Annotated in this window: 17 protein-coding genes and 1 pseudogene; 7 read left to right on the forward strand and 11 right to left on the reverse strand. The window is 61.4% G+C overall.

Annotated elements, in window-relative coordinates; all coding sequences use genetic code 11:
• Positions 1-21: 21 nt before the first annotated feature.
• The 6 genes and pseudogenes from BI347_RS08040 to BI347_RS08060 all read left to right on the forward strand — a co-directional run bounded on the left by BI347_RS08040 (position 22) and on the right by BI347_RS08060 (position 11,402).
• Positions 22-2,781, forward strand: a complete 2,760-nt coding sequence (locus BI347_RS08040; protein ID WP_071115679.1) for a toprim domain-containing protein — start codon at positions 22-24, stop codon at positions 2,779-2,781.
• Positions 2,782-3,688: 907 nt separating this feature from the next.
• Entirely contained in the window at positions 3,689-6,160 is a 2,472-nt protein-coding gene (locus tag BI347_RS08045) for a hypothetical protein (RefSeq protein WP_071115680.1), read from the forward strand.
• Between the two features lie 494 nt (positions 6,161-6,654).
• Positions 6,655-7,431 carry a DUF6602 domain-containing protein gene (locus BI347_RS23505; RefSeq protein ID WP_139167195.1) on the forward strand — a complete coding sequence of 259 codons (777 nt, stop codon included), beginning with the start codon at positions 6,655-6,657 and terminating at the stop codon, positions 7,429-7,431.
• A 533-nt stretch (positions 7,432-7,964) separates the two neighbouring features.
• Positions 7,965-8,568 (forward strand): annotated as a pseudogene (locus BI347_RS08050) (transposase).
• A 568-nt stretch (positions 8,569-9,136) separates the two neighbouring features.
• Positions 9,137-9,631, forward strand: a complete 495-nt coding sequence (locus tag BI347_RS08055) for a putative pterin-binding protein (RefSeq protein ID WP_071111875.1) — start codon at positions 9,137-9,139, stop codon at positions 9,629-9,631.
• Between the two features lie 22 nt (positions 9,632-9,653).
• Positions 9,654-11,402, forward strand: coding sequence for an ATP-binding response regulator (locus BI347_RS08060; RefSeq protein WP_071115681.1), 1,749 nt, complete (start codon positions 9,654-9,656; stop codon positions 11,400-11,402).
• A gap of 15 nt (positions 11,403-11,417) precedes the next feature.
• Here BI347_RS08060 and BI347_RS08065 read toward each other — a convergent pair whose 3' ends face one another.
• Positions 11,418-12,839, reverse strand: coding sequence for a bifunctional transcriptional activator/DNA repair enzyme AdaA (locus tag BI347_RS08065; protein ID WP_204378019.1), 1,422 nt, complete (start codon positions 12,837-12,839; stop codon positions 11,418-11,420).
• Between BI347_RS08065 and BI347_RS08070 the strand changes: the two genes are divergently transcribed.
• Positions 12,838-13,674: an isocitrate lyase/PEP mutase family protein gene (locus BI347_RS08070; RefSeq protein ID WP_083338956.1), complete on the forward strand. Its 837-nt coding sequence runs from the start codon at positions 12,838-12,840 to the stop codon at positions 13,672-13,674. The two genes, BI347_RS08065 and BI347_RS08070, sit on opposite strands and share 2 nt — an antisense overlap.
• On the opposite strand, the gene BI347_RS08075 is transcribed toward BI347_RS08070, so the two are convergent.
• From BI347_RS08075 to BI347_RS08120, 10 genes are all read right to left on the reverse strand, one after another.
• Positions 13,632-14,414: an ABC transporter permease gene (locus BI347_RS08075; protein WP_083338761.1), complete on the reverse strand. Its 783-nt coding sequence runs from the start codon at positions 14,412-14,414 to the stop codon at positions 13,632-13,634. The genes BI347_RS08070 and BI347_RS08075 overlap by 43 nt on opposite strands.
• Positions 14,411-15,343 (reverse strand): ABC transporter ATP-binding protein, encoded by a 933-nt coding sequence (locus BI347_RS08080; protein WP_071111879.1) that lies wholly within the window; start codon positions 15,341-15,343, stop codon positions 14,411-14,413. Before BI347_RS08080 ends, BI347_RS08075 begins: the two co-directional genes overlap by 4 nt.
• Positions 15,336-16,481 carry an ABC transporter permease gene (locus tag BI347_RS08085; protein WP_071111880.1) on the reverse strand — a complete coding sequence of 382 codons (1,146 nt, stop codon included), beginning with the start codon at positions 16,479-16,481 and terminating at the stop codon, positions 15,336-15,338. The genes BI347_RS08080 and BI347_RS08085 overlap by 8 nt, the downstream gene beginning before the upstream one ends.
• Before the next feature lie 13 nt (positions 16,482-16,494).
• Positions 16,495-17,412 carry a glycine betaine ABC transporter substrate-binding protein OsmF gene (osmF, locus tag BI347_RS08090; protein ID WP_071111881.1) on the reverse strand — a complete coding sequence of 306 codons (918 nt, stop codon included), beginning with the start codon at positions 17,410-17,412 and terminating at the stop codon, positions 16,495-16,497.
• Positions 17,413-17,613: 201 nt separating this feature from the next.
• Complete coding sequence (locus BI347_RS22585) at positions 17,614-18,219, reverse strand: chalcone isomerase family protein (protein ID WP_158020757.1); 606 nt, start codon at positions 18,217-18,219, stop codon at positions 17,614-17,616.
• Between the two features lie 201 nt (positions 18,220-18,420).
• On the reverse strand, positions 18,421-19,662 hold the full coding sequence (locus tag BI347_RS08100; RefSeq protein WP_071115683.1) for a DUF1302 family protein: 1,242 nt from the start codon (positions 19,660-19,662) through the stop codon (positions 18,421-18,423).
• Between the two features lie 13 nt (positions 19,663-19,675).
• On the reverse strand, positions 19,676-21,220 hold the full coding sequence (locus tag BI347_RS08105; RefSeq protein ID WP_071115684.1) for an acyl-CoA dehydrogenase family protein: 1,545 nt from the start codon (positions 21,218-21,220) through the stop codon (positions 19,676-19,678).
• Entirely contained in the window at positions 21,217-22,233 is a 1,017-nt protein-coding gene (locus BI347_RS08110) for an SDR family NAD(P)-dependent oxidoreductase (protein ID WP_071115685.1), read from the reverse strand. The genes BI347_RS08105 and BI347_RS08110 overlap by 4 nt, the downstream gene beginning before the upstream one ends.
• Positions 22,230-23,450 (reverse strand): beta-ketoacyl-[acyl-carrier-protein] synthase family protein, encoded by a 1,221-nt coding sequence (locus BI347_RS08115; RefSeq protein ID WP_071115686.1) that lies wholly within the window; start codon positions 23,448-23,450, stop codon positions 22,230-22,232. The genes BI347_RS08110 and BI347_RS08115 overlap by 4 nt, the downstream gene beginning before the upstream one ends.
• The gene (locus tag BI347_RS08120) at positions 23,447-23,710 is read right to left on the reverse strand and encodes a phosphopantetheine-binding protein (protein ID WP_071115687.1); all 264 of its coding nucleotides are present in this window, start codon (positions 23,708-23,710) and stop codon (positions 23,447-23,449) included. Before BI347_RS08120 ends, BI347_RS08115 begins: the two co-directional genes overlap by 4 nt.
• Positions 23,711-23,723 lie beyond the last annotated feature (13 nt).

The raw sequence follows: 23,723 nt of genomic DNA on the forward strand, positions 1-23,723 counted from the left end.
CCTGTCGTCGAAAGGTCTGCGATGAATGCCCGCCTTCCAAACAGCGAGCTGGGCCAGTGGTTCGTCCAGCTCAAGACCGCCATCGACTTGCACGACCTGGCCGAGCGGCTGGGCCTGAAACGCCAGGGCGGCAAGGGCAACTATCACAGCCCGCATCACCCGGACAGCAGCGCCTCGCTGTCGATCTTCGCCGACGGCCGCGGCTGGAAGGACTGGAGCGGCGACGCCGGCGGCAGCTGCATCGACCTGGTGCAGTTCTGCCGGCCGGAGCTGGCCAGCCCGCTGGTGGCGGCCCAGCTGCTGGGCGACTGGTACGGCATGCCGCAACCGAAACCGGCGATGAAAGACAGGGCTGAGCCGGCGCGCAAATCCACCCTCGATTACATCGCCGAGCGCTGCCTGGCGCAAGCCGATGCGGCCCTGGCTTACCTGACCGGCCGGGGCATCGACGAGGCGGTGATCCGCCGCGCCATCCAGTGCAAGACGCTGGGCTGGAACGATTGGCACAGCGCCAAGGTGGCCGCCGGCGAAGTCGGCCACGGCGGCGCGGCCGTCGCCTTCCTGGTGCGCAGCGGCGGCCGGCTGGTGGCGGTGGATCTGCGCTATGTCGATCCGGCCTTGAATGGCGGGGTCAAGACCCAATGCCAGGGCGCGCGCGAGGGCCATGGCTGGTGCAGCGATCCGGCGCGGCTGAAGCGGGCGCGGATGGTGGTGATCGTGGAAAGTCCGATCAATGCCTTGTCGGTGGAGTGCTGCGCGTCATCCGATGTGGCGGCGCTGGCGCTGCGCGGTGCCGGCAATGTGGACAGCATCGACTGGACCGCTTTGCGCGGCAAGCGGGTGCTGGTGGCGCTGGACCACAGCGATCCGGTCAACCCGGCCACCGGTTTGCGGCCGGGCCTGGCCGCCGCCTGGAAGCTGTCGGAGAAGCTGATTGCCGCCGACATCGGCCATTTGCTGGTCGACATGCAGGATTGGGACGAAGGCGAGGACATCAACGATGTGCTGCAACGCCATGGCAAGGACGAACTGACCGCGCGTTTGCGCAAGCTGGAGCCGTGGCTGGTGCCCGGCATGCCGGGCGGCGGCGAACGGCTGGAGGGCACGCGGCGGGTACAGCTGCCGGGCCATGACTTCGCGGTGTACTGGCGCTTCCGGGTGAAGGAGGACTTCACCCAGTACGTCGACGAGTTCAAAACCGACGACGACGGCAAGCGCTCGGAAACCTTGGGCGATCTGTGTTCCTTCCGCGTGGCCAGCCTGTCGCGGCTGCGCATTCAGAGCCATCTGGCCACCATCAGCGGCGCGGCCGACCATCAGCCGGAAACGGTGTTCGGCATCAGCGCCCAGCTGGCGCGCCATGGCACGGTGCTGCATCGAGAAGTGGCCACCGACGACAAGCTGTACAACCTGGAGTGGTGGAAAGGCCGCTTTGGCGCGATCTGGAAGCCGGCGCAGTTCCAACGCCTGGTCAATCTGATGGAGCGGGCGGCCGACCTGGGCGCGCGCGATGTGGTCAACTTTGTCGGCCTGTCGTGGAAGGCCGGCGCGCTGGCGGCGCAGGAGGGGCAGGATTGCTATTTCGTGGAGCCGCAGAAGCAATGCCTCTATTACAACCTGACGTTTCCGCGCGGCACGCAGCAGCAGGCGCGCACGGTGATTCAGGCGTATCAGGACACCTTCCGCGACAATGCGGCCGCCATCGTGCTGGTCTGGGGCTTGGGCACGCATCTAAAGAACCTGCTCGGCTACTATCCGCACTTCCAGATGCAGGCCGAGAAGGGATCGGGCAAGTCCAAGCTGCTGGAGAGCCTGCAGACGACCTTGGCGTTTCAGGTGCTGTCCGGCCAGATGCTGAAAACCGACCACCGCCGGCGGGCGTCGGTATCGTTCACCTCGCAGCCGGTGGGCTGGGATGAATTCTCCAAGCTGCCCAAGACGGTGCTGTCGGACATCGACGCGCTGCTGCAATCGACCTATCGCTTTGAGTTCACCCGCGTCGGCGCCAGCCTGACGCCTTATCTGATGTGCGCGCCGGTGCTGCTGGCCGGCGAAGAGGTGGACGCGCAAAGCCTGCAGTCCAAGCTGTGCCGCAGCAGCCTGTCGAAAGAGCGGCAAGGGGCGATCATTCCGCATGATCTGCCGGTCTTCCCGCTGTGGCCGTGGCTGCAATTCCTGGCCGACATCGAGCCGGCCCGGCTGCGCGATCTGCATCGCCATTACCTGGGCGTGTGCGAGCGGCACAGCCGCGCCCCGGCCGGCGACGCCACCGCGCGGCGGATGATGGAGAACTACGCCGCCCTGCTGTGCAGCTGGGCCTTGCTGTGCGAGTTCGCCGACCTCGACCCACAGCAAGGCGGCTTCATCGAAGACCTGCTGGCCGAGATGAACAGCCACATCGTCGACACCGACGGCAGCCGCTTGCCCTGGGTGTGGATCATGGAAATCCTGCTGTCCGAGCTGGAGGCCAGGCGCTATGACTACCCGCACTGCTGGGACCGGGTGAAGCATGCCGATGGCCACACCGAAATGGCGCTGTTCATCCGGCCGAACCATGTGATGGACCATCTATCGACCGCGCCGCATCTGCGCGCCAAGTTCGACGCGCTGCCGGTGAAGACCGGCCGCATCTTCAAGAACCAGCTGCTGCAAAGCCCGGTGGTGCTGGCCGACGGCGTCGAAAAGACCATCCACGGCCGCCGCCAGGGCCATCTGACCGCCATCAGCCTGGCGCAGCTGGAAAAGCTGGGCCTGTACGCCGCGCCGGACGTCCAGCGCTAAACCCTCGCTCCTTCCCACCCCAACGACAGCCCGCCCCGCGCGGGCTGTTGCTTGTGCTGTCGGCACGTCACCAAAAACTTGGGCGTTCCTGACCTTGATTATGACAAGGGCAAGTCTATTATGGAAAAATCGAACGAAAAGCGCCGGTTTCCGGGCCATCAGGGTGGGGAGCACAAAGGGAAAACCCGTGGATGGAGTGTCCTCTTGACGCTAAGTGATTGATTGTTGAGAAGACATGGCCCACGGTTTAGCTGTCGAAATCCACGGTTTGCCTCTAGATTTCCACGGTTTGCCCCGATTCTTCCACATTGGCCTTTTGGCCGTTCGGCCCTCTTCTTCTCTTCTTCTTTTATAAAAAACAAAGAGATAGAGAAAGAAAGCAGTGAAAAAGGGAAGATAGGCTCATCCACGGAATGGCCACGGAGCGGAAAAACGCATCCACGGTTTCACCACGGCAAGCGGTGGAAATGGTGGATTGGCTTCTTCCTTCAATGCGTTGATTTTATACAGGTTTCTGGAACACCCACGGAATTGGCAAAAAGGGGGTGGACGAAACCGTGGGGCGGAAAGCCTTGCCTGGCAAGGGTTTGAGGGGGGTATCCACCGTTTGAGGGGGATTTTGGGTATGTATACCTTACTAGGGAAAGCTATAAAACCGATGCTTGGGATTGGTATTTCTACACTAAGAACGGCCCCCCAGAGGAAAGATACGGTACGCATCCGACTCTGCACTGTCTGCCGTTACGTACCGATACCGCGAATAAAACTACTTCCTGCCACCATCTGAATGCATCATTCATAAAATTCATAATTCGCCTTCTAATCTTGGACATTTAAATCAACCTGTACGAGTTTTTTTCATAGCTGGTTCAACTGGCTCAACCTTAATAAATCACACTCCAGAATAATGCGCAACCTATTCGAATCTCAACAGGCAATTGCCGAACAGTTGGTATCCAGTTCAGAGAAATTTACTTATCTCTGCTCGGTCCTTCGCTCGCTATTTCAGGTGGCCGCAGTGACAGCACTGGAGATTATCTGTGAACAGACACCTGACGCAGTGGACAACGCTGCATTAGGTAACTTTGCCAAACGCTTCAATCAGCCTACTGATGGTCTGCCTGTCGAGATACTTGAGGTTGCAACGCCGGTAATTCGAAGTTATGTCTCCAGAACATACCACTCGGGTTGGTTTGAACGCGACCCAGATTATGGCAACACCCTTGCGACCGAGGCTTCGGCATGGGTGACCTTCAGAAACAATAAGCCGGCCCACGGCGTCCTGAGCAAGTCCGACATCGACGAATGGGCGCCAAAGCTCTCAGTGCTGTTACACCGCAGCCTAGCTTGCTTTGGCGATACCTTGCCTCGCATCGAAAACTCCAACATCCTCAAAGTCAGTATTGGCTCATCTGAACAAACATTGAAGACACCTCTGCTTCATATTGGAATGCCCGTAGTAATTTCGGGTGTTGAAACCCGAAAAGGAATCTGGAAGCTCGAAGGCCAGACGCTGGCCTGGGACAAGTCGCACTCGTTCACAATAGATTTACCTGAAGGTTCTGTCTTCGAAGAACTGGAGTCGAACTTTCCCAGCAAGTTTGACGTGGTCGAGCTGGAATTCAACGGCAGCAAGCACTCGGTGTTCACTAACGTACCAGTGCGGCAGACCAGTACTTTTGAGGGGCGATCTAAAGAACTGGGGGCACTAGCAGGATGGATGAATGAGCCAGAGGAGTCGAAGTTTTGCCTAATCTTTGGAGATGGGGGCATCGGAAAAACAACGTTGGCCCTCGAGTTTCTAAATCGTATCCTCGATGGCGATGAAGTCCTGACAGCCAAACCACCCAGTATCATCAGCTACTACTCAGCGAAGATGACACGCTGGAGCGACCAGGGCGTGACTCACTTGCAGGGCATTTCCGACGCAATGGAGGACTGCGTCCGGGAATTGCTGTTTTGCCTCTACCCTGTACTAGGCAAGGACTATTACAAGCTCACCAGCACAGCGCTGGTTGACCGTGTCGCCTCCGAGTTCACCCAGCAGGGTTTCAAGCGCAATGACATCCTTCTGGTGCTAGACAACACGGAAACCCTAGCAACGTCCCCGGCTGAGGTGGAGAACTTCAGTGCTTTTCTAAAGCAAATTGGCAGACGCCTTGGCCGCGTCCTTATCACTTCGAGGCGAAGGGAGTTTGTTGCTTTCGAGCCTCTCCAGATCAGCGCTCTGTCAGACGAGGAATGTACTTCGCTCATGCGAAGGCTGGCTAATGAGTACAACGCAACCGCTATCAAACAAGCCAGAGAGGCAAAGTTACGTCGTGCGGCAAATCAGCTTGCCAACAAGCCTCTGCTTATCGATACGCTCGTAAAGTATCTTGCTAGGTCACCGGTCGGTATCGATCAAGCAATTGACCAAGTATTTAGGAAGACTAACGATCAACTGTTGGCGTTTCTATACGACGACGCTTGGCTACGCATCAATGAACTCCAGCAAGACGTTTTCTTGGTCTTAGTCTCCGCGGCAATCCCCCTCAATAGCTTTTGCGTCGCCGATGCCTGCGTACTAGTTGGTATTCAGCACGTCGAGTTCCAGAAGGCACTTGATGAGACCTACTTTGCAACCGTCACCGACTACCGGGATCGCTACGACCTGCAAATTGTCGAGCTAGCAGGTAGGTTCTTCCAACAGCAATTGCAAAAACGCAGCGCAGGTGATCGCCGCCGGATCATGGATTTTGCCCTCAAGGTGGATGCGCAGGCTACGAAGCGCCATCGTGTCGAGCAGAGCTATCTGCAGGACAGGGTCGCAGAAGCCTTCCGTAGCCAATTTGCCAAGGCCGCGAAGATTGCGACTGCGCAAGGCGACCTAAGAGCAGCCGAAGATAATTTCAAGTTGGCACTTGAGGAAGAGCCGATGAACGCGGCGCTTCACGATCGGTTCGCTTGGTTTCTGCTGAATCGGTGCCAGAGGCCGGAGGATGCCTGGAGGCTTGCAGAACAGGCCGTTAAGCTTGATCCCTACAATGCAGATGCGTCACTCACACTAGCACTATGCTGGTACAGGATCGGTGAGCTTGCCAAAGGTGACAACGAGATCGAAGCCGCACGCAAGAAGGGTAAGCAGCCTGCTCTGTGCCTGCTGCGTATGGGTATCGCTAGGTATCACGCCGTGAAGAAGTTTCCCTACAACAAAGAGACGCCAGAGTTACTGAGGCTGGGTGTGTACGCTGTTGACCAAGCGATTAAATTGATGGACCCCGATGACGACTTCATATCGAAGAACATGCGAGAAGCACTCAGGTACAAGAAGCTTTTTCTTGAGCTTCAATACAAGATCAAGTCGCGACAAATCGAGGCAGACGGCGCGGCACTTTAGCGATTCACGCGCAGCAGATCAACACTCTCAAGGACTCTCGGTTCGCTTACCACAACCAGCGATAGTCGGTAATGGCTTTGAACAGAGATTCAGAGTTAATGATGCGATAAGCTGCTTTGACCTAAAAATTTCAGCCGCACTGCCTTATCCTAAGCACTCATCTTCGGTATCTGACCGAAAGTTACCAAACATTGAGTATTGTTGGCATTTATGTTGGCATAAAAAGTACGATTAACAATTTAATTTTATAAAATCAATAATTTAATTGAGAATTCCGATAGGAAATCTGGCAGAGCCAAGATCAAGGCTTAAGATTATCTGCTGTCGGCCAATTCGGGACATTCGACAGTACAGTGTGGAATTGAGAACAATCAGGGCATGTTGGCAAACTGAGTGACAAAAAGCTCAAACCAAGGCGGCCGGAGAGGCTGTTGATATCTTACATTGTCTGAAACTGCTATGCTTAAATGCCAGAAATAAATTCATACTACACAATGACCACACCACATTTTGATTTTGCCACCAGCCTAATCGCTGCAGCAAAGACAGAGGCCGACAAACTCACCGCCCATATAAACCATCACGGGTTGGCAGGGGAGATACGTGAACTGGCAGCGCAGAGATGTGTAGAGCCATTCCTAACTCAAAGCTATCGATGTGGTACAGGGAAGGTCATAGACTCTCTCGGAAATAAGTCGGATCAGACGGATATTGTCGTTTTTCATAAAAAGACTGTGCCTCCAGTTTTGCTCAACAGCCAACTTGGTCTTTTTCCTGTTGAGTGTGTAAGATATGTGTTTGAGGTAAAATCGACACTGTCAGCAACCGAGATCAAAGATGCGAACGCGAAATTCCAAGCTCTCTACAAATTGAAGTCTTTTCCGAAAACTGACTCAAATGGGGTGGTAATCGGTGGGCCCATGCCCACCTGTGTACTCCTTGCTTTTTCTTCTGATATTGTTGGTGACGAGCTGGAGAGATATCTCAAACATACCAATGACAACCTCCCTCCATGTACCGCCCTTTGCGTTTTGGGTAAGGGTTATTGGTGGTATGCGAATGGGAAATGGTATGGGATACGGTACGTGCCAAATATGCCGCCATTCACTGAATATGCCTCCTTCATTACTGGCTTAATGAACTCACTTAGTTCAGAGGAATGTTCAATCAGTCCATTTAAACCGGGCGCGTACATTGATGCAATTGGGTCAGTTATGGATGCTCTGGGCCTTAAGCCTGATGACACGCCTCCAGATTTTTTCTTGCGCTAGAGTGGCAAGGAAACATTCGTTTCACCCACTTGTATGCCTGCGGCCGACGTTTCAGTGTCCGTTCTCTGCGACATTTCCGACTACTTCGAATTTCAAGCCTCCGGATACTCATAGATAGAATTGTTTTCTAGGGGCACAATCGGGGGCATCTAGTGAAATAAAAATTTAAAAATACATTTAAAACAAAAACATATCAATCCAATTCAATCCCTGTCGGGGGCCGGAATAAGTGCAAAAAGTAGGACAAAATAAATTCAACAAGTTAAACAAACAATTCGATCCCGTCAAAGGCTACCGACCTTCATGCCGTCTTGAGTCTAATCAAGTTGAGCTTGGTCCAAAAATTATTCCTTGGCAGTTTTTTAAGTTGCGCTTCTTGGACTGCCGGCGGTACATCATCACCGTGACGATGGGGTCGCCGCCGATTGATGTGACGACGCGGTGACTACGGAAAAATGTCGATTATTGGGGAACCGCTGATCAAATCCCCCATCATGCGAGAATGCCGCAACCACCATCGCCAGGGCGCCACCATGCATCAGCAAACCTCTTTTGCCGAACTGGAGTACCGCAACAAGAAGCGTCAGACCCGACGCGAACTCTTCCTGGCGGAAATGGAAACTGTCGTACCGTGGGCCGACTTGCTCGCCTGCATCGAACCGCACTACCCCAAGGCCGGGCGGCGTGGCCGCCAGCCCATGCCGTTGGCCAGCATGTTCCGCATCTACTGCCTGCCGCAGTGGTTCAACTTCTCCGACCGCCAGATGGAGGACGCGCTGTACGAAATCGACAGCGTGCGTCGTTTTGCCGGCTTTGCCTGCGTTACCGACGCGCTGCCGGATGAAACCACCATCCTCAACTTTCGCCACCTGTTGTGGTGCCCGCGCGATGGGCCTGCGCTGGTGCGTGCAGGACAAAAGCTCACATGCCTGCAAACTGTCCTCTAGTCAGCGCAAGAAGAACCGCAAGCAATCCAGCATTCGGGCGCGGGTGGAACATGTGTTCCGAGTGATCAAGCGACAGTTTGGCTACACCAAGGTGCGATACCGTGGTCTGGCGAAGAATGCGGCGCAGGTGAACATGCTGGTGGGGCTGGCTAATCTGTACATGCTGCGCGGGCGGCTCCAGGTCGCCTGAGGGGCAAGTCCGCTTGCCGAGAGTGGCTGGCGGGTTAGACAGGGAAATGCGAGCCGCAAATATGCGTAGTCGTCTCCCAAATCAGGGCTGGAGATGGCTTGAGATCAAATCGCTGATTAGATCAGTGGTTCCTTGGCAGGTGCGCTGCATTTTAGGTACACGCTTAGGTACACTTTTGCAATAAACAATCTGATAATGTCTTTATTTTCAATGCTTTGTGTTTGTTAAAAACATTCTGCATCGGGCTGTTGCGGATGGCCATGAATGATAAAAGCCCCGTCGATCGGGGCTTTTTCTTTTCCGGCCGCGTTTGCGGCGCTTGATGGCGCGGGCGGGGCCGCGAGCCGCGTTTCGGCATTTATGGCACGGCGTGGAAAATGGCTCGGTTTAAAGCCAATTTTGCCGGATTCTGGAATAAGATACGGGCTGTCGGCGCAATAATCGTTTGTCCTGGCCGGTTTGGTTTTATCCAGTTTTTATTGGCGCACAGCCCGCTGATATTGCGTCCGGCTGGTCGGTGTGCCAACAAACCATGCGCATTGCGATGGCTGCGTATTGAAAGGATTCCATGTCGCACAGATGGTTCGGTGTGTTTTTCGGCGTTCTGCTGCTCAGTGGAATGGTTTGCGCAGAGCCTGACCCGGTGATACTGACGGTATCCGGCAGCATTGCGAAACTGACAAATAAGAAAAGTAGAATATACGAGTTCAGGGAAAGCGATCTGCGTGCCCTCAAGCAGCACTCGATCGTCACCAAGACCAGCTGGACGCCTGAGTCCACCTTTTCCGGCCCGTTGATCGACGATGTCTTGAAAACGGTCGGCGCGAGCGGTTCGCGGGTGAAGCTGTTCGCCTTGAATGATTACGCCTATACGCTGAACCGCGACGAGTTGGAAAAATACAATGTGATTCTGGCCCGGTCGATCAACAACAAGCGGCTGGAAATCAAGGACCGCGGGCCTCTTTGGCTGATGTATCCGCTGCCGGACATGCCGGCGGCGGAAAGAGGACCATTGCTGGACGCGAAACTGATCTGGCAGGTCAACCGCATCGTGGTGTATTGATGCTTATCCTGGCGCGAGAAAAATGGCAGATGGCGAAAGCAGCGTGATCAAGAAGCCGGCCTGGTTGTCCGGAAGGCTGTCTCCGGTATTCTGGCTGGTGTTTTTATTGGTTTCCATCAGCGCCTATATCGCGATTGACCGTTATGCCGCGGTCAAAAAGTTCGAGGGGCGCAGCGAGGATCTGTACTGGTCGGTCGCGCAGCTGCAGATCGCTCTGGAGCGGTCGCGCGCGGAGCTGGTGCGGCTGAAGGCCGGCGAGGTCCGTCCGGAGCAGGCCGATGTCTGGCTGGAAATCGCAAAAAGCCGCTTCATGGACTATGTCACGCCCTCTCCCTTGCATGGCATGCTCAATTCCGTCGAAGGTTTCCAGGAAACCTCGGCGGTGCTGAAGACGTTCTTCCGCGATGAAAACCTTGGCCATTTGAGCCGGCAGACCGCCCAGACGCACATCAACCAGATTGACGACATCCGCCCGCGCCTGGCCGAGTTCGCGGTCCAGTCCAGGGTATCGGAGGTTTCGTTCCGCGATGCGCGCAACAAGGATCTGGAGCGCAAGCGGCTGGTGTTTTCCTTGTGGTTCGCCTTGTGGGGCGGCATCGGCATCATCATCTGGGTGCTGCTGTCCCGCTATCGCAGCGCCCGCCGCGATGTGGCCTCGCGCCAGGCCTTGCTGGAGAAGGAAAGGGCCGCGCATAAGGCGACCGTCTCGGCGGAACTGGACCGGACCACTTTCCTGGCCACCATCAGCCATGAAATCCGCTCGCCGCTGCAGACCATGCAGGCCTGCCTGGAGCTGATCGAGCTGGAGGTGGCGCCGGGCAACCGGATCCATGCCAATCTGATGCGCTTGAAGGCCAGCATGACCCACTTGCTGACGCAAGTGCGCGACATCATGGATCTTTCCGCCATCAATAATATGAAATTCCGGCTGCACCCGGAGGATATCGACATCGCGATGATCCTGAACGAGGTGGTGGACGCCTATCGGGTGCAGCTGGACGGCAAGGGGCTGAAGCTGGAGCTTTCCATGGCCGGCCTGCCGGAGACGGCCAAAATGGACGGCAACCGGCTGCGCCAGATTGTCGGCAATCTGCTGGCCAACGCCATCCGCTATACCGACCATGGACACGTTTCGGTCAGCGCCCGGGTGAATGGCATCAGGGGATTCAATAGCCTGGAAATCAAGGTGGGCGATACCGGAATCGGGATTCCCGCTGATTACCAGTCGCGCATCTTCCAGCCGTTCTTCCAGGGGAAGCAGCGCAAGCCCGGCAGCAGCGGCTTGGGCCTGGCGATCGTAAAGGAGCTGGTTTGCCTGTTGGGCGGCGAGATCGAATTGAAAAGCGAGGAAGGCTGCGGCACCGAGTTCATCGTCAGGCTGCCGGTGCATATCCAGCAGCAGGAGGGCGGCAATGAGCGCTCGGTGCTGCTGGTGGACGATGATGAAAACATCCGCGAGCCCTTCGCCGATTGTTTGAGCATAGACGGCTATGCCGTCGTGATGGCGGGTTCGGTGACGGAGGCCTGCCAGCGCCTGCAGCAGCAGTCTTTCGACGCGATTCTGCTGGATATGCAGCTGGGAGAGGGCAGCGGCTATAACGTGCTGGAGTTCGTCAAGAAAAGCCGCAACAACAAGCACGCCAGCATCATCGCGATGACCGCCTATCCGGAGGAGTACGCCGATCCCCGCTCCGCCTGCTTTGCCGAGAGGCTGGAAAAGCCATTCGACTTCAATCGGCTGCGCAGCGTCCTGAAGCAGCATGTGTCGTAGCGCGGCGGGCGTGTTTCACCCGCTTGCCGACTGGGCGGCGTGTTTTTCCGTCCACAGATGCTGAATGGCGTAGGCGCGCCATGGCCGCCAGGCTTCGGCGCGGCCCGCCAGCCGCTCAAGCTCTGCGGCGGCCAGCCCCAAATCCTCCAGCATCTGCCGACTGCCGGCAGCGGGAGGGGATGAGAGCGGGGCAATGGCTAGTCGCGTTTGCGTCTCGGCAAGGGCGTGGCCTGTCTGGAACAAGTCCGGGTCGATTTGCGCTAGGCGCGCCCCTGGCGGCGCGGCCAAGCCTGCGGGGGGGCCCGGCATGGCGGGCGCAAGCTGTTCCGACGCGTTCCAGCAGCCGGGCAGCCGCAGGCCCGGGCGCGCGGCGATCAGCCTCGCCAATTGCGGATCATGCGACAGATGCTGTTCTATCGTGGCGGGATCGGCCGCCAGGTCGAACATTGCCCGCACCCGCGCCAAAATGGCCGGCAGCGCCGCCAGCCGCGGAAAGCGAATGGTGACGCGCAGCGCGTGGCCCGAGCCGGGGCGGACCGCCAGCGTGCCGCTGGCGCCACTCAGCTCAATCGTTCGCGCGTAGCAGTCTTCCTGCACGGTTTCCACGCCGGGGATGGCATGGGCGGCCAGGTGCAGCAGCATCGCTGGCCAGTGGTAGGGCGGCCGGTATCGCAGCAGCAGGGTGATTTCTCCAGCAGGCGCGGGAGCGGCGCCGGTGTCGCGGCGCAGCGCGCCGGGAGGACGCCGGTACAGCGCCTGGAACACCTCGTTGAAGCGGCGCACGCTGCCGAAGCCGGCAGCGAAGGCGATGTCGGTCAGCGGCATCCGCGTTTCATGGATCAATTGCTTGGCCAGCAGCACCCGCCGCGTCTGCGCCACCGCCAGCGGCGAAGCGCCGACGTGTTCGGCAAACAGCCGACGCAGCTGCCGGTCTCCCACTCCCAGCTTGTCGCAGAGGGCGGCCATGCCGGACTCGTCGAGAATGCCCTGTTCGATCCAGGCCAGCGCGCGCGCCACGGTATGGCTGTGGCCGCTGTTGGACACGCCGCGCCAGGCGCCGGAATCGGGCGCGGCTTCCGGCCGGCAGCGCAGGCATGGCCGCAAGCCGGCTTCCTGCGCCGCCGCCGCGGTGAGGTAGAAGTCCACGTTTTCGCGTCTGGTGGTACGCGCCGGGCAGATGGGCCGGCAGTAGATGCCGGTGGTGCGCACGCCGATGAAGAAACGGCCGTCGAAGCGGGCATCGCGGCTGGCCAGCGCGCGGTAGCAGATGTCGGGATCGAGTTGCATGTTGGCATCATCCGGCGAAACGTTGCCGCCAGCCAGCGCTTTTCGGACACTGACAGCGCCGATGGCCGGGTCCGGAAACCGCCGGTGGCCGGCGGCGCGCGGCGGCAAGATGTTGGCCTTGTCCATTCCCACCGCAACGGAGCGCATCATGGCCGCAGCCATCCAGCAGTTTCACCATTTCCGCCAACTGAACCGCCAGGGCCGCCTGCTGCTGGCCAACGCCTGGGATTGCGCCAGCGCCCGGCTGTTCGCCGCCGCCGGACTGCCCGCCATCGGCACCACCAGCGGCGGCATCGCTTATGCCCGCGGTTATCGCGATGCCCAGCATATCGGCCGCGAGGCGATGCTGCGCGAGATCGCCGCCATCGCGCAGTGCGTTAAGCTACCGCTCAGCGCCGACATCGAGGCCGGCTATGGCCTGAATCCGGAGGAGGTTGCGCTCACCGTTCGGGGGGCGCTTGCCGCCGGCGCGGTGGGAGTGAATCTGGAGGACAACGGCCACGGCTTGCTGACGCAGCCCTTGTTCGACATCGCGGCTCAAGCGGCGCGCCTCGCCGCCGCACGGCAGGCGGCGGATCAGGCGGGTTTGCCCTTGTGGATCAATGCTCGCGTCGATACCTGGTTGCTGGGCTTGGGCCGGGATGAGGAGGACCGCCTGGCTCAGACCGTGGCGCGCGGCAATGCCTATCTGGCTGCCGGCGCGGACATGGTGTTTGTGCCGGGGCTGACGGATGCGGCGCTGGCTGCGCGCCTGGCGGCGGCATTGAGCGGGCCGCTCAATCTGATGGCGCTGCCCGGTGTGGCTGGGGCCGAGGCCTGGTTTGCCGCCGGGGCGAGCCGGGTCAGCCTGGGCGTGGGGCCGATGCTGGCCAGCATGGGGCTGGTGCGCGATATGGCGTGCGAAGCCGTCCAGGGCGCCTGGCCGACCATGGCGACGCGCTGTTACGGATTCGCCGAGGCGGAGGCGCTGTTCGCCGCCGGCTGATGCTGCGGGGCGAGACGGTCGCCCAGCCATTGGAACAGCTGGTCGGCGACGACGGCCAGCAGCGCCACCGGCAGCGCGCCCTGGATCACATAGGCGGTGTTGAAGCCGGACAGGCCGACGATGATGGGCAGCCCCAGGGTCTTGGCGCCGACGGTGGACGCCAGCGCGGCGGTGCCGATATTGATCACCACCGCGCCGCGCACGCCGGCCAGGATCACCGGGGCGGCCAGCGGCAGCTCCACCCGCAGCAGGATCTGCCGCCGGCTCATGCCCATGCCGGCGGCGACGTCGCGCATCTCCCGCGGCACCGACGCCAGCCCGGCCAGGGTGGCGTGGGTGATGGGCAGCAGGCTGTACAGCGTCAGCGCCGCCAGCGCCGGCAGTTCGCCAAAGCCCAGCAGCGGCACTGTCACCGCCAGCACCGCCACCGGCGGGAACGACTGGGCGATGGACAGGACCGACTCCAACAGCGGCAGAAACTCGCGTCCGGATGGGCGGCTGGCGCAAAGCCCGGCCCCTCCGCCCAGCAGCAGCGCCAGCGCGCTGGACAGGGCGACAATCTCCAGGTGGGCCAGCGCCAGCGCGGCGAAGCTGTCCTGCAGGTAGAGCGGGCGGTCCAGTTCGGGAAAGCCGAGGTGGAACAGCGGCGCGCTATGCGGCAGCCCCAGCAGCAAGCCAGCCAGGGCCAGGCTGGCCAGGAGCAATCCGCTGCGCTGGCGCAGCCGGCCGGCCAGGCTCATGCGCGCGCTCCGAGCAAATCGTCGAAACGCAGCGCGCCTAGTCTCGCGCCCTGTCCATCCTCCACCGGCAGAGCCGGGACCTTGCGGGTGATGAAGACGGACAAGGCCTCTCGCAGGGTGCTGTCGGCGCGGATGGCGGCACCGTCGGCGTGTTCGCCGCGCCGCATCCTCTCCTCCACCCGCACCAGCCCCAGCAGGCGCACGCCCACTTCCGCCGGATTGAAGAACTCGCGGACAAAGCCGTTGGCCGGCGTCAGCAGGATGTCGCGCGCGCCGCCTTGCTGCACGATGCGGCCCTGGTCCATCACCACGATGCGTTGGCCCAAAAGCAGCGCCTCGTCGATGTCGTGGGTGACCAGGATGACGGTCTTGCCGAACAGCTGCTGGATGCGCGCCAGCTCCTGTTGCAGAGTGGCGCGCGTCACCGGGTCCAGCGCGCCGAAGGGCTCGTCCATCAGCAGCACGTCGGGGTCGGCCGCCAGCGCCCGCGCCACGCCTACGCGCTGTTGCTGGCCGCCGGACAACTGGTGCGGATAGCGCTGGCGGAACTGCCGCGCCGGCAGCTGCAGCACCTCCAGCAGCTCTTCCACCCGCGCGCGGATGCGCGCCTGCGGCCATTTGAGCAGCTGCGGCACCGCGGCGATGTTCTGCTCCACCGTCCAGTGCGGAAACAGGCCCACCGACTGGATAGCGTAGCCGATATGGCGGCGCAGGATTTCCGGCGGCTGGCTGCGGATATCGCGGCCGGCGATGCGGATCACGCCGCAGTCCGGCTCGATCAGCCGGTTGAGCATTTTCAGCGTGGTGGATTTGCCGGAGCCCGAGGTGCCCACCAGCACCGCCAGTTCGCCTTCGGCGACCTCCAGGTCGAGGTCCGACACCGCGCTCCAGCCGTTGAAGCGCTTGCTTACGCCTGAGATTTCAATCATGGCCAGCTTGACCCATCCAAAAAATGACGATCTTGAACGCGGTGTCGCAGCCAATGGCGAGCAGCACGATGGGCAGCACGCCCAGCAGAACCTGGTCCGGCGCGCTGGCGGACAGGCCCTGGAACAGGATGGCGCCGAAGCCGCCGGCGCCGATCAGCGCCGCCACCGCCGCCAGTCCCACCGCCTGTACGGCGGTGACGCGCAGGCCGGCGAGAAATACCGGCAGCGCCAGCGGGCACTCCACGCTGGCGAATATCTGCCATGGCGACATGCCGATGCCGCGCGCGCTGTCGCGGGCGGCCGCCGGCACTTGGCGCAAGGCCGCCAGCGTGCCGTGCGCCATCGGCAGCAACGCGTAGAGCGTCAGCGCCGCCAGCGCCGGGGCCAGGCCGACGCCTGCGATGCCGGATTGCGGCCACAGCCGGCCAAGCAGCGCCAGCGGCGCGATCAACAGCGCGAACAGAGCGATGGAGGGCACGGTCTGCAGCACGTTCAAGGCCGGAAACAGCCAGGCTTCGAAACGCGGGCGGCGGAAGGCGGCCAGGCCCAGCGCGCCGCCCAGCAGCGCGGCCGGCAGCACCGAAAAAACCACCAGCTGCAGGTGGCGCAACAGCGCCAGGTCGAAGCTGTCCTGGTAGTTGCGGTATTCGCGCAGCAGCGCCAGCTGGTCCAGCGCGCCGCTCGCCAGCATGGCCGGAGCCGGCAGGCAGGCCGCGCAGACGGCCAGCGCGCGTTGCGGCAGGGACCGCAGCAGGCCGCGCAGCGCCTCGGCCAGTTGCAGGCCGGCGCACAATTGCAGTAGCCAGAAGCCGGCGCCGAACGTGGTGCGGGCCAGCGAGTCCTCGCCGCCGGAGAGCCGCAGCGCTTCCTGACCCGCGATCCACAGCAGGCTGTTGCCCAGCAGGCCGGCGCACAAGGCCAGCAGCAGTTGCGCGCGGGGGGAGGGGCGCAGCCAGGGGGCCAGCGCCATTGGCAGGGCGGGCAACAGCAGCAGGACGGCGAGCGCGCCGGGCAGGCTGGGCAGATACCGGCCCTGGCCGCTCAGCAGGCGGTTGGGGGCGTAGCTGAGCAGCGGCAGGCAGCAACCCGCCAGCAGCAATAGCGCCAGCAGCAGCCGCACCCGGCTGTGGAGCCGCATCAGCCGCGCGTCCTCACTTGATGAAGCCCTTGCGCTTCAGGTAGTTGGCCGCCACCTGGCGCGCGTCGCGGCCTTCGATGGCGATGCTGGCGTTGAGCTTCTGCAGCGTGGCTTCGTCCAGCGACTGGAACACTGGTTTTAGCCAGGCGGCGATCTGCGGCTGGCGGGCCAGCGCGTCGGCGCGGATGATGGGCGCGGGCGCGTACACCGGCTGCACGCCCTTGGGGTCTTTCAGCGCGATCAGCCCTAGCGCCGCCACCGGGCCGTCGGTGCCGTAGGCCATGGCGGCGTTGACGCCGGAGATCTGCTCGGCCGCCGCCTTGATGGTGGCCGAGGTGTCGCCGCCGGCCAGCGTCAGCAGTTGCTCCTGGCGCAGCTTGAAGCCGTAGGCCTGCTGGAAGGCAGGCAGCGCGTCCGGCCGTTCGATGAATTCGGCGGAGGCCGCCAGCTTGAGTCGGCCCCCCTTGCCCAGCCAGGCGGGGAGGTCGGCCAGCGATTCGAGCCGGTTGGCGGCGGCCACGTCGCGGCGCACCGCGATGGTCCAGGTGTTGTTGGCGGGGGCCGGAGCGAGCCAGACGATGCGGTTCCGGTCGTAGTCCAGCTGCTTCACCCGCTGGTAGCCGGCGGCGGCCGATTTCCAGGCCGGGTTCTTTTCGTCGGCGAAGAAAAACGCGCCGTTGCCGGTGTACTCGGGATAGATGTCTATCTCGCCGGCGGCAATCGCGGTGCGCACCACCTTGGTGTTGCCCAGCGACAGGCGGCCTATGGTCTTCAGGCCGTGCGCCTCCAGCACCTGCTGGATGAGATTGCCCAGCAGCGCGCCTTCGGTGTCTATCTTGGAGCCGACTCGGACGGCGTCGGCGGCGCAGGCGGCGCCGGAGAGCAGGATGCTGGCCAGAAGTACGGCGATGCGGTAAGTGCTGCTAGGCATGATTTCCCCCCAATAATGGACAGGCTTTGATGACGATGGCGTTTACTATACCGCCCATCGTGCGGAGGCGGCCAGAACAGCGCCACTCCATGCTTGGCGTTTTAGGCGCGAAAGGTCCAGTTCGGCCTGCTGGCGACGACCTGGCCGAATTGGCGTGGCCGACCAGTCCCGTTGCGGAACCAGCGGTTTTCGGCTGCTGCCCTATGGTGTCCGAGATAGCCCGAGCAGCTGGTTTTTCAGCTGCATGCTGACTGGCTTTTTGCCTAGCCAGATGGAAAACAGCATGGAATTGAATTCCTTGCCGGGTATGGGATTGCCGATGGCGATGCCATCGCGGGAGATGATGGTATCGCGGCCATCGAAGAATATGCGGATGCGGCTGCCACGCTTGATGGGGGCAACCTGAGTGATGATGGACTGCAGCTGTCCGATTTCGGCTTGCTGCCTGGCCAGGCTTTCCGCTGAATTATTGAGCGGCAGGGCCTGGATCAAAGCCTCTGTCAGCTGGTAGGCGCTAATGTCGCGCAAGGTGAGGATTTCGATCGCTCGCGGGGTTTCTCCAGCCAGTATCTGGCCAGGACTCTGGGCTGCCGGCGGCAGGTACAGGGCGGCATTGTAGACATCGAAAAGAAAAATGGCGCGTTTGCCAGAACCGCTCAGTCTGAGCTGGACCGAGCCGATCTGAACGGCTGGTGTTATGCCGGGACTCTCCTGTGCCCGAGCTTGCCCGGTACAGGCCAACGCGGCAAATGGAAAGGCGATAGCCACTAGCCATGTTCTTAATGGTGAAAAAATACGGTGTTTCATGATTTTCCTCGCGATCACCCGTTTGTAGCGTCTTCGTATGTCGTCAGGCGCGGTTGGAGCGACGAAACGGAGGCGTGCATCCTGGGGAGGGTTTGAGCCAAGCGCCGGACAAAACGACGGCGATTCCAATAAGGCCGCGCCTTGGCCCGGCATCGCCGGCCGACTGCGCCGCCGCGGCGTCTGCGGACAGATCGGCAGCGTTTATTTCAGGCTGTATTTGAGGCCGACAAAGGCGCGTTTTTCTCTGCGGAAACGGCCAAAGCTCAGTTCGCTGCCGTCAAAATTTTCCAGCGTCAAGCTGGCCTGCAGGTTTTGATTAAGGTCGTAACTGGTTTCCAGCGAGAGGTAGCTTGCAGGATGCTCGATATCGTAGGCGGAATAGAGGGAGACTTTGCCCCGGTCCTGGAGAAAGCTGCGGCGGATGCCAAAAGTCAGCATTCTTTGCCTGCCCGAGATGCCTGGGGAGAGATCGGCGGAAGTATCTTGGGCGAAGTATTGAACATTGAAGAACCAAGGCTCCGCTTGATAGTCAAGCGCCAGCAGACCGGTGTTCTGCGTGGCGTCCGCGGGTGCTGGCAGTCCCAGGGCATTGGTGCCGTAGACGGTTACGTGGCTGGCGCGGGTCGCCTCAGCCCGCGCGACCAGCGGGCCGACGGGAGCGGTAAGCGAGCCGCCCCACAGGGTATAGCGGGCAGCCTGGCTCTGAAATTGCGGAATGGGGCCGGGGATGGGGGCCAGCTGTTTTTCGGGTTGCCAGCCATGGTAGGCGTTCAGGGTGTAGTCTATGTTTTGCAGCCTGCCCGACCATTGGATGCCGGCATTCCAGTCGGCCGGCCTGCTTTCAGATGGCAGGCTGGTTGATTGCACCGGTATTCCTTTGTTGGCCAACAGGCCGGCGATGCCGGGCGTCCAGAAACGTCCCGCAGGACTCGGATCTTCGTTGAACCGAGTTTGCGGTATCAGCAATAGCTGTAAGGCATTGTCGCCGATGCCGCACTCTGTGTTCACCATCGCTAGCGGCAGACGTTTGTGCTCCCAGCTGCCGAAATAGCTTTCGCGCAGGTTCATCGGGTTGATCACATCCAGCACTCGCAGCCTGTCCGCCTGTCCCCAGACGACTTGCTGCATGCCTGCGTTGACGGTGCAGGCCTGGCCGTTGTAGTTCAGCAGCAGCTCATGCACCGGCTGCTCGTGATAGGTGCCGACATCCAGCTGGTTCTCGTTGGAGGCGACCAGTGAGCTTTTCAGTTTCCATTGCGGATTCCACTCCACGATGCCGTCCAGTTGCAGCCGGTATGCTTGCAAAGCGCTCGTGCCATGGGCGTTCTCGCCCTGCCGGGTTTCCAGCAATAGATTGAAATTGTTGCCGTCATCGGCATTCGCTGGCGGCGCGACAGCCAGCCATAGGCCAACAGCTGCCGCAGTAACAATGGTTTTCGTCATCGGAAGAAATACATCAGCAGTGGAGGAGGTTGGGGAGGACTTCCTCACCGGCGGCGCCTTGCTCTACGCGGCCGATGCGGCTGGCGATCATATGCTCAAGCGCCGCGGCTTCCGGTAGCAGGACGGGCTTGTCTTGGAATATTTGCCGATGCAGTTCATCCCAGCGCTCCTGCCACCAGCCGCGCAGCGCGGCATCGCCGTCGTGGACGATGCCGCCCAGAGTGGCCCATGCCAAGGCCTGGCCCAATAGCAGCAGATGGCGCGCGCTTACCTCTTCGAGCCTGACATCGTCCGGATAGCGCTGTTTCAGGGTCGTCTGCAGCTCCGCCAGCCCGCCACATAATGCATTGCCGCCGGCAAGCCGACCCAGGTGCGACAGCATGGGATGGCCGCCCTGCCACAGCGATTGGCCGAGGAAAACCGACAGCGTTTCGGAGGGGCCCTCAAAGATTCTGGTAACGCGGGCATCCCGCGCCAGCTGGCTCAAGGGGTTGTTGTCGCAATACCCCCGGCCGCCCAGCAGCTGTCCAGCGGCGTCTACCGCCGTCCACAGCAGTTCGCTGGCCAGCAGCTTGGCGGCGGCGAATACTTCACTAGGCAGCGCTTGCTCCTGGTCCAGATGGAGGGCGATGTGCTCGACCAGCATGTCCAGCGCAATGGCTGCCATCCAGGTGTTGTGAATCACGTATTGCGTATGTTGGTTTTGATAGAGCAAACCGCTGGCGATCCGGCGCTTGCCGCCGTACTGCACCATGAGCTGCAAGGTGCGCCAGATGGCTCCGCTGCAGGCGGCCGCTATCGCCAGCCTTCCCGCGCCCATCGTGTCGTTGCCGATGGCCAGGCCCGCGTAGGGGCTGCCCAGCACGGCTGCCCGAGGGATGCGGGCCTGATCGAAATGGATCTTGTTCTGCACCATGCCCCTCATGCCCATCGTGGGGGCCTCCTCCCCCTGGCGCATGCCTGGCTGCTCCTTGTCTATGGCCAGCGCGATGTACCCGCGGTTGACGCCCTGGCTGTCTTGATGGCGGGCGATGACGGTGATCACGCCGGCCCAGGCCGCCAGGCCGGACCACCACTTTTCGCCAGACAGGATAAAATCGCCGTCCGGGCAGGCCCGTGCCACGGAGGTCATGGCGAGGGGGTTGGCGCCTGCGGCTGGCTCGGTTTGGGCAAAGGCGGCCAAAATACGTCCGCTTGCCAGCTGCGGCAGATAGCGCTGTTTCTGTTCTGCGGAGCCAAAGCGCAGCAGCGGCCGGGTGCCCAGGTGGTTGTTGACTCCAACGAATGCGGTCAGCGCCAGGTCAATGCCGGCCAGCTGCCGTAGGACTTGGCAGCTTCCGGCATGGCTAAGCGCCAGCCGCCCGCCCCATTCTTCGGGCACTTGCATGCCCAACACGCCTTTATTGCCAAGGTCCAGCACAATATGCGGCGGGATGGTGCAGCGGCGGTCTATCAGGAAAGAATTGACATGCCGGCTGGCGTAGTCGCGCAGCCAGGCCAGCAGTTCGCCGGTTTTTTCTGCATCTGGGGTGTTGCTGAATAATTCGGGCATCATCATCGAGACGTTTCCTTGGGGGACCGTAGATGCAGCCAGCGCCAGGCTTCGGTGACGGCGTCGGCCAGAGACTGCCTGGGGACGAACCCAAGCTCGGCGCGCGCTTTTCTGATGTCGTAGAATTTCTCGCGCCAGAGCAGCTCCAGGATGCCCGGTGTCATGCGCATATCGGGCAGTAGCGCATTAAGCAGCGGCTCCAGATGGCCGAGCACCCTTGCGGCGCCGCGCAGCAGGGCGGGAGGCAGGATCAGGCCGGGAGGAGGCACGCCGGCGGCATTGGCGATGGCGGTGATCAGCTGGCGGTAGCGGACGTCGCCGCTGCTCAGGATGTAGCGCTCGCCGCTCCGGCCGCGTGCCATGGCGGCCAGGGCGCCCATCGCCAAATCATGGTGGCCGATGAAGGAAATGCCGCCAGGGGGGATGGCTTTAAGCCGTCCGGAGGCGATGTCCAGCATGATTCGGCCCCAGCCGTGCTGCGGGTCGCAGCCCGAGGCAATCACGGCGGCGGGACAGACGATCACGATATCCATGCCCCCGGTGACGAAGTCCCTGACAATCGCTTCCGCTGCATGCTTGCTATGCATGTAGGGATAGGAAATGCTGGCCCCGTTATATGCCATGGTTTCGTCGGCGCGGCCATCGGCAGGGGCATGGGGGTAGCCGACCGCGGCAATGGAGGAAATGTGGACGACGCGTTGTACGCCGGCCTCCTGCGCGGCCTGGAGCAGCCGGCGGGTTCCTTCCGCGTTGACTTCCATCATCGCCTGGCGATCGCGTGGCCGGGGCGTAGACAGGCCGGCCGCATGATAGATGCTGTCCATCCCTTGCAATGCAGTCGCCAGCGAGGCGGGATCGCGCAGGTCGCCTATCCGCCACTCAATGCGGGACTCCACATCCCGCAGCTGCCAGGCCGGATCGCCGGCCAGTTTAAGCGCCGCCACTTTCTCCCCGCAATCCAGCAGCGCGCGTACGATATGCGAGCCAAGGCAGCCACTGGCTCCGGTTACCAGGATCATGCCGACGCCTCGTACCTTTTCAGGGCCAAGGACACATTCAGGCCGCCAAAAGCAAACGAGTTTTTCAGCCAGGCGTCCACCTGGCAATGGCGCGGCCGATTCGGCACGTAATCCAGGTCGCAATCCTCCGCCGGTCCAAGATAGTTCAGCGTCGGCGGGAGCGTGTTCTGTTCGAAGGCCATCAGGCCGCCGATCAGCTCGACGGCGCCGGCGGCCCCCATCAGGTGGCCGATGGACGACTTTACCGACGATATCGCAATGTTGCGGGCATGTTCCGCGAAGACCGCCTTGACCGCTGCGGTTTCGACCTTGTCGTTCAGCACTGTCCCGGTGCCATGCGCATTGATGTATTGGATGTCGGCCGGCGTGAGCCGCGCGTCCGCCAGCGCATCGCGCATGGCTTGCGCCGCGCCTTCCACCGAGGGTTTGACAAGATCGACCGCGTCGCAATTGCTGCCATAGCCGGCAATTTCCGCCAGGATGCGTGCGCCGTGCAGCAAGGCATGTTCAAGGGTTTCCAGCACCAGGATGCCGGCGCCTTCTCCCAGCACCATGCCGCTGCGCCCTTGCGAAAAGGGGCGGCAGGTGTCGGGCGCCATCGCGCGTATGGCCTCCCAGGCCTTCCAGGTCAGCGGGTTGAGGCACGCGTCCGTTCCGCCTGCGATCATCGCGTCGGCGCCGCCGTTCTGTAATAACCGGAACGCCTCGCCAACCGCCTGGGTCGAGGAAGCGCATGCGGTGGCGATGGTCAGCGAGGGGCCGCGCAAGCCGTATTGCAGGCTGATTTGACTGGCAGCGGCATTCGCCATAGCTTTGGGTACTGTCAGCGGGGAGATGACGGGGTAGTCGCTGACCAGCAGCTCCTGGTATGCCTGGCTGAGCGTATCGCTGCCGCCTACCGCGGTACCGATGTACACGCCGACTCGGTTGGGCCGAATGCCGGCGGCAGGATGGCCGGTGTGCTCGATGGCTTCCTGGCAGGCCAGCAAGGCAAACTGGCTGGCGCGGTCGAGCAAGGCTTGTCGCGAGTTGGCGAAATGGTTTTGCGGCTGGTAGTCGGCCCAGGCGCCGCCGTTGCGGTAGGCCACTTGCTCGTTTTCCAGCCACGGCACGGGAGCGATGGCGCTGCGCGGCTGGGCCAGACCACTCCAGAGCGCGGGAACGCCGTAGCCGAAGGGGCTGACGCAGCCGATGCCGGTGATCACGACGCGATTCATGTTTTCAGGCCCAGCTTGCCGAGCTCGTATTCCAGAATCTCGCTCAGGCGGCCCAGCGACGAGACATCCTGATGGCTATACGCGGACAGATTGATGCGAAACTGTTTTTCCAGCGCATGGGTCACTTTCAGCACGTCCAGGGAGTCCAGGCCCAGATCTTCAATGGTCAGCTCCGGGCTCAGCAGCTGGCGGTCCAGATTGAGCAAGCTGGCGACCAGATCCAGCACGGCAGCGCGCAGGGATTGGGAGGTAGTGGTCATTTTCGGCTCCGGT

The organism is Chromobacterium sphagni, from assembly GCF_001855575.1.
Lineage (GTDB): Bacteria > Pseudomonadota > Gammaproteobacteria > Burkholderiales > Chromobacteriaceae > Chromobacterium > Chromobacterium sphagni.

Bases quoted from the DNA above. Each gene is read 5' to 3' on its own strand.
- BI347_RS08065 (WP_204378019.1), bottom strand. From the start codon at position 12,839: ATGATGCGCTCCGTTGCGGTGGGAATGGACAAGGCCAACATCTTGCCG.
- BI347_RS22585 (WP_158020757.1), bottom strand. From the start codon at position 18,219: ATGAAACACCGTATTTTTTCACCATTAAGAACATGGCTAGTGGCTATC.
- BI347_RS08120 (WP_071115687.1), bottom strand. From the start codon at position 23,710: ATGACCACTACCTCCCAATCCCTGCGCGCTGCCGTGCTGGATCTGGTC.
- BI347_RS08075 (WP_083338761.1), bottom strand. From the start codon at position 14,414: ATGAGCCTGGCCGGCCGGCTGCGCCAGCGCAGCGGATTGCTCCTGGCC.
- BI347_RS08040 (WP_071115679.1), top strand. From the start codon at position 22: ATGAATGCCCGCCTTCCAAACAGCGAGCTGGGCCAGTGGTTCGTCCAG.
- BI347_RS08110 (WP_071115685.1), bottom strand. From the start codon at position 22,233: ATGATCCTGGTAACCGGAGCCAGTGGCTGCCTTGGCTCGCATATCGTA.
- BI347_RS08070 (WP_083338956.1), top strand. From the start codon at position 12,838: ATGGCCGCAGCCATCCAGCAGTTTCACCATTTCCGCCAACTGAACCGC.
- BI347_RS08060 (WP_071115681.1), top strand. From the start codon at position 9,654: ATGGCAGATGGCGAAAGCAGCGTGATCAAGAAGCCGGCCTGGTTGTCC.
- BI347_RS08115 (WP_071115686.1), bottom strand. From the start codon at position 23,450: ATGAATCGCGTCGTGATCACCGGCATCGGCTGCGTCAGCCCCTTCGGC.
- BI347_RS23505 (WP_139167195.1), top strand. From the start codon at position 6,655: ATGACCACACCACATTTTGATTTTGCCACCAGCCTAATCGCTGCAGCA.
- BI347_RS08055 (WP_071111875.1), top strand. From the start codon at position 9,137: ATGTCGCACAGATGGTTCGGTGTGTTTTTCGGCGTTCTGCTGCTCAGT.
- BI347_RS08045 (WP_071115680.1), top strand. From the start codon at position 3,689: ATGCGCAACCTATTCGAATCTCAACAGGCAATTGCCGAACAGTTGGTA.
- BI347_RS08085 (WP_071111880.1), bottom strand. From the start codon at position 16,481: ATGCGGCTCCACAGCCGGGTGCGGCTGCTGCTGGCGCTATTGCTGCTG.
- BI347_RS08080 (WP_071111879.1), bottom strand. From the start codon at position 15,343: ATGATTGAAATCTCAGGCGTAAGCAAGCGCTTCAACGGCTGGAGCGCG.
- BI347_RS08105 (WP_071115684.1), bottom strand. From the start codon at position 21,220: ATGATGATGCCCGAATTATTCAGCAACACCCCAGATGCAGAAAAAACC.
- BI347_RS08100 (WP_071115683.1), bottom strand. From the start codon at position 19,662: ATGACGAAAACCATTGTTACTGCGGCAGCTGTTGGCCTATGGCTGGCT.
- osmF (WP_071111881.1), bottom strand. From the start codon at position 17,412: ATGCCTAGCAGCACTTACCGCATCGCCGTACTTCTGGCCAGCATCCTG.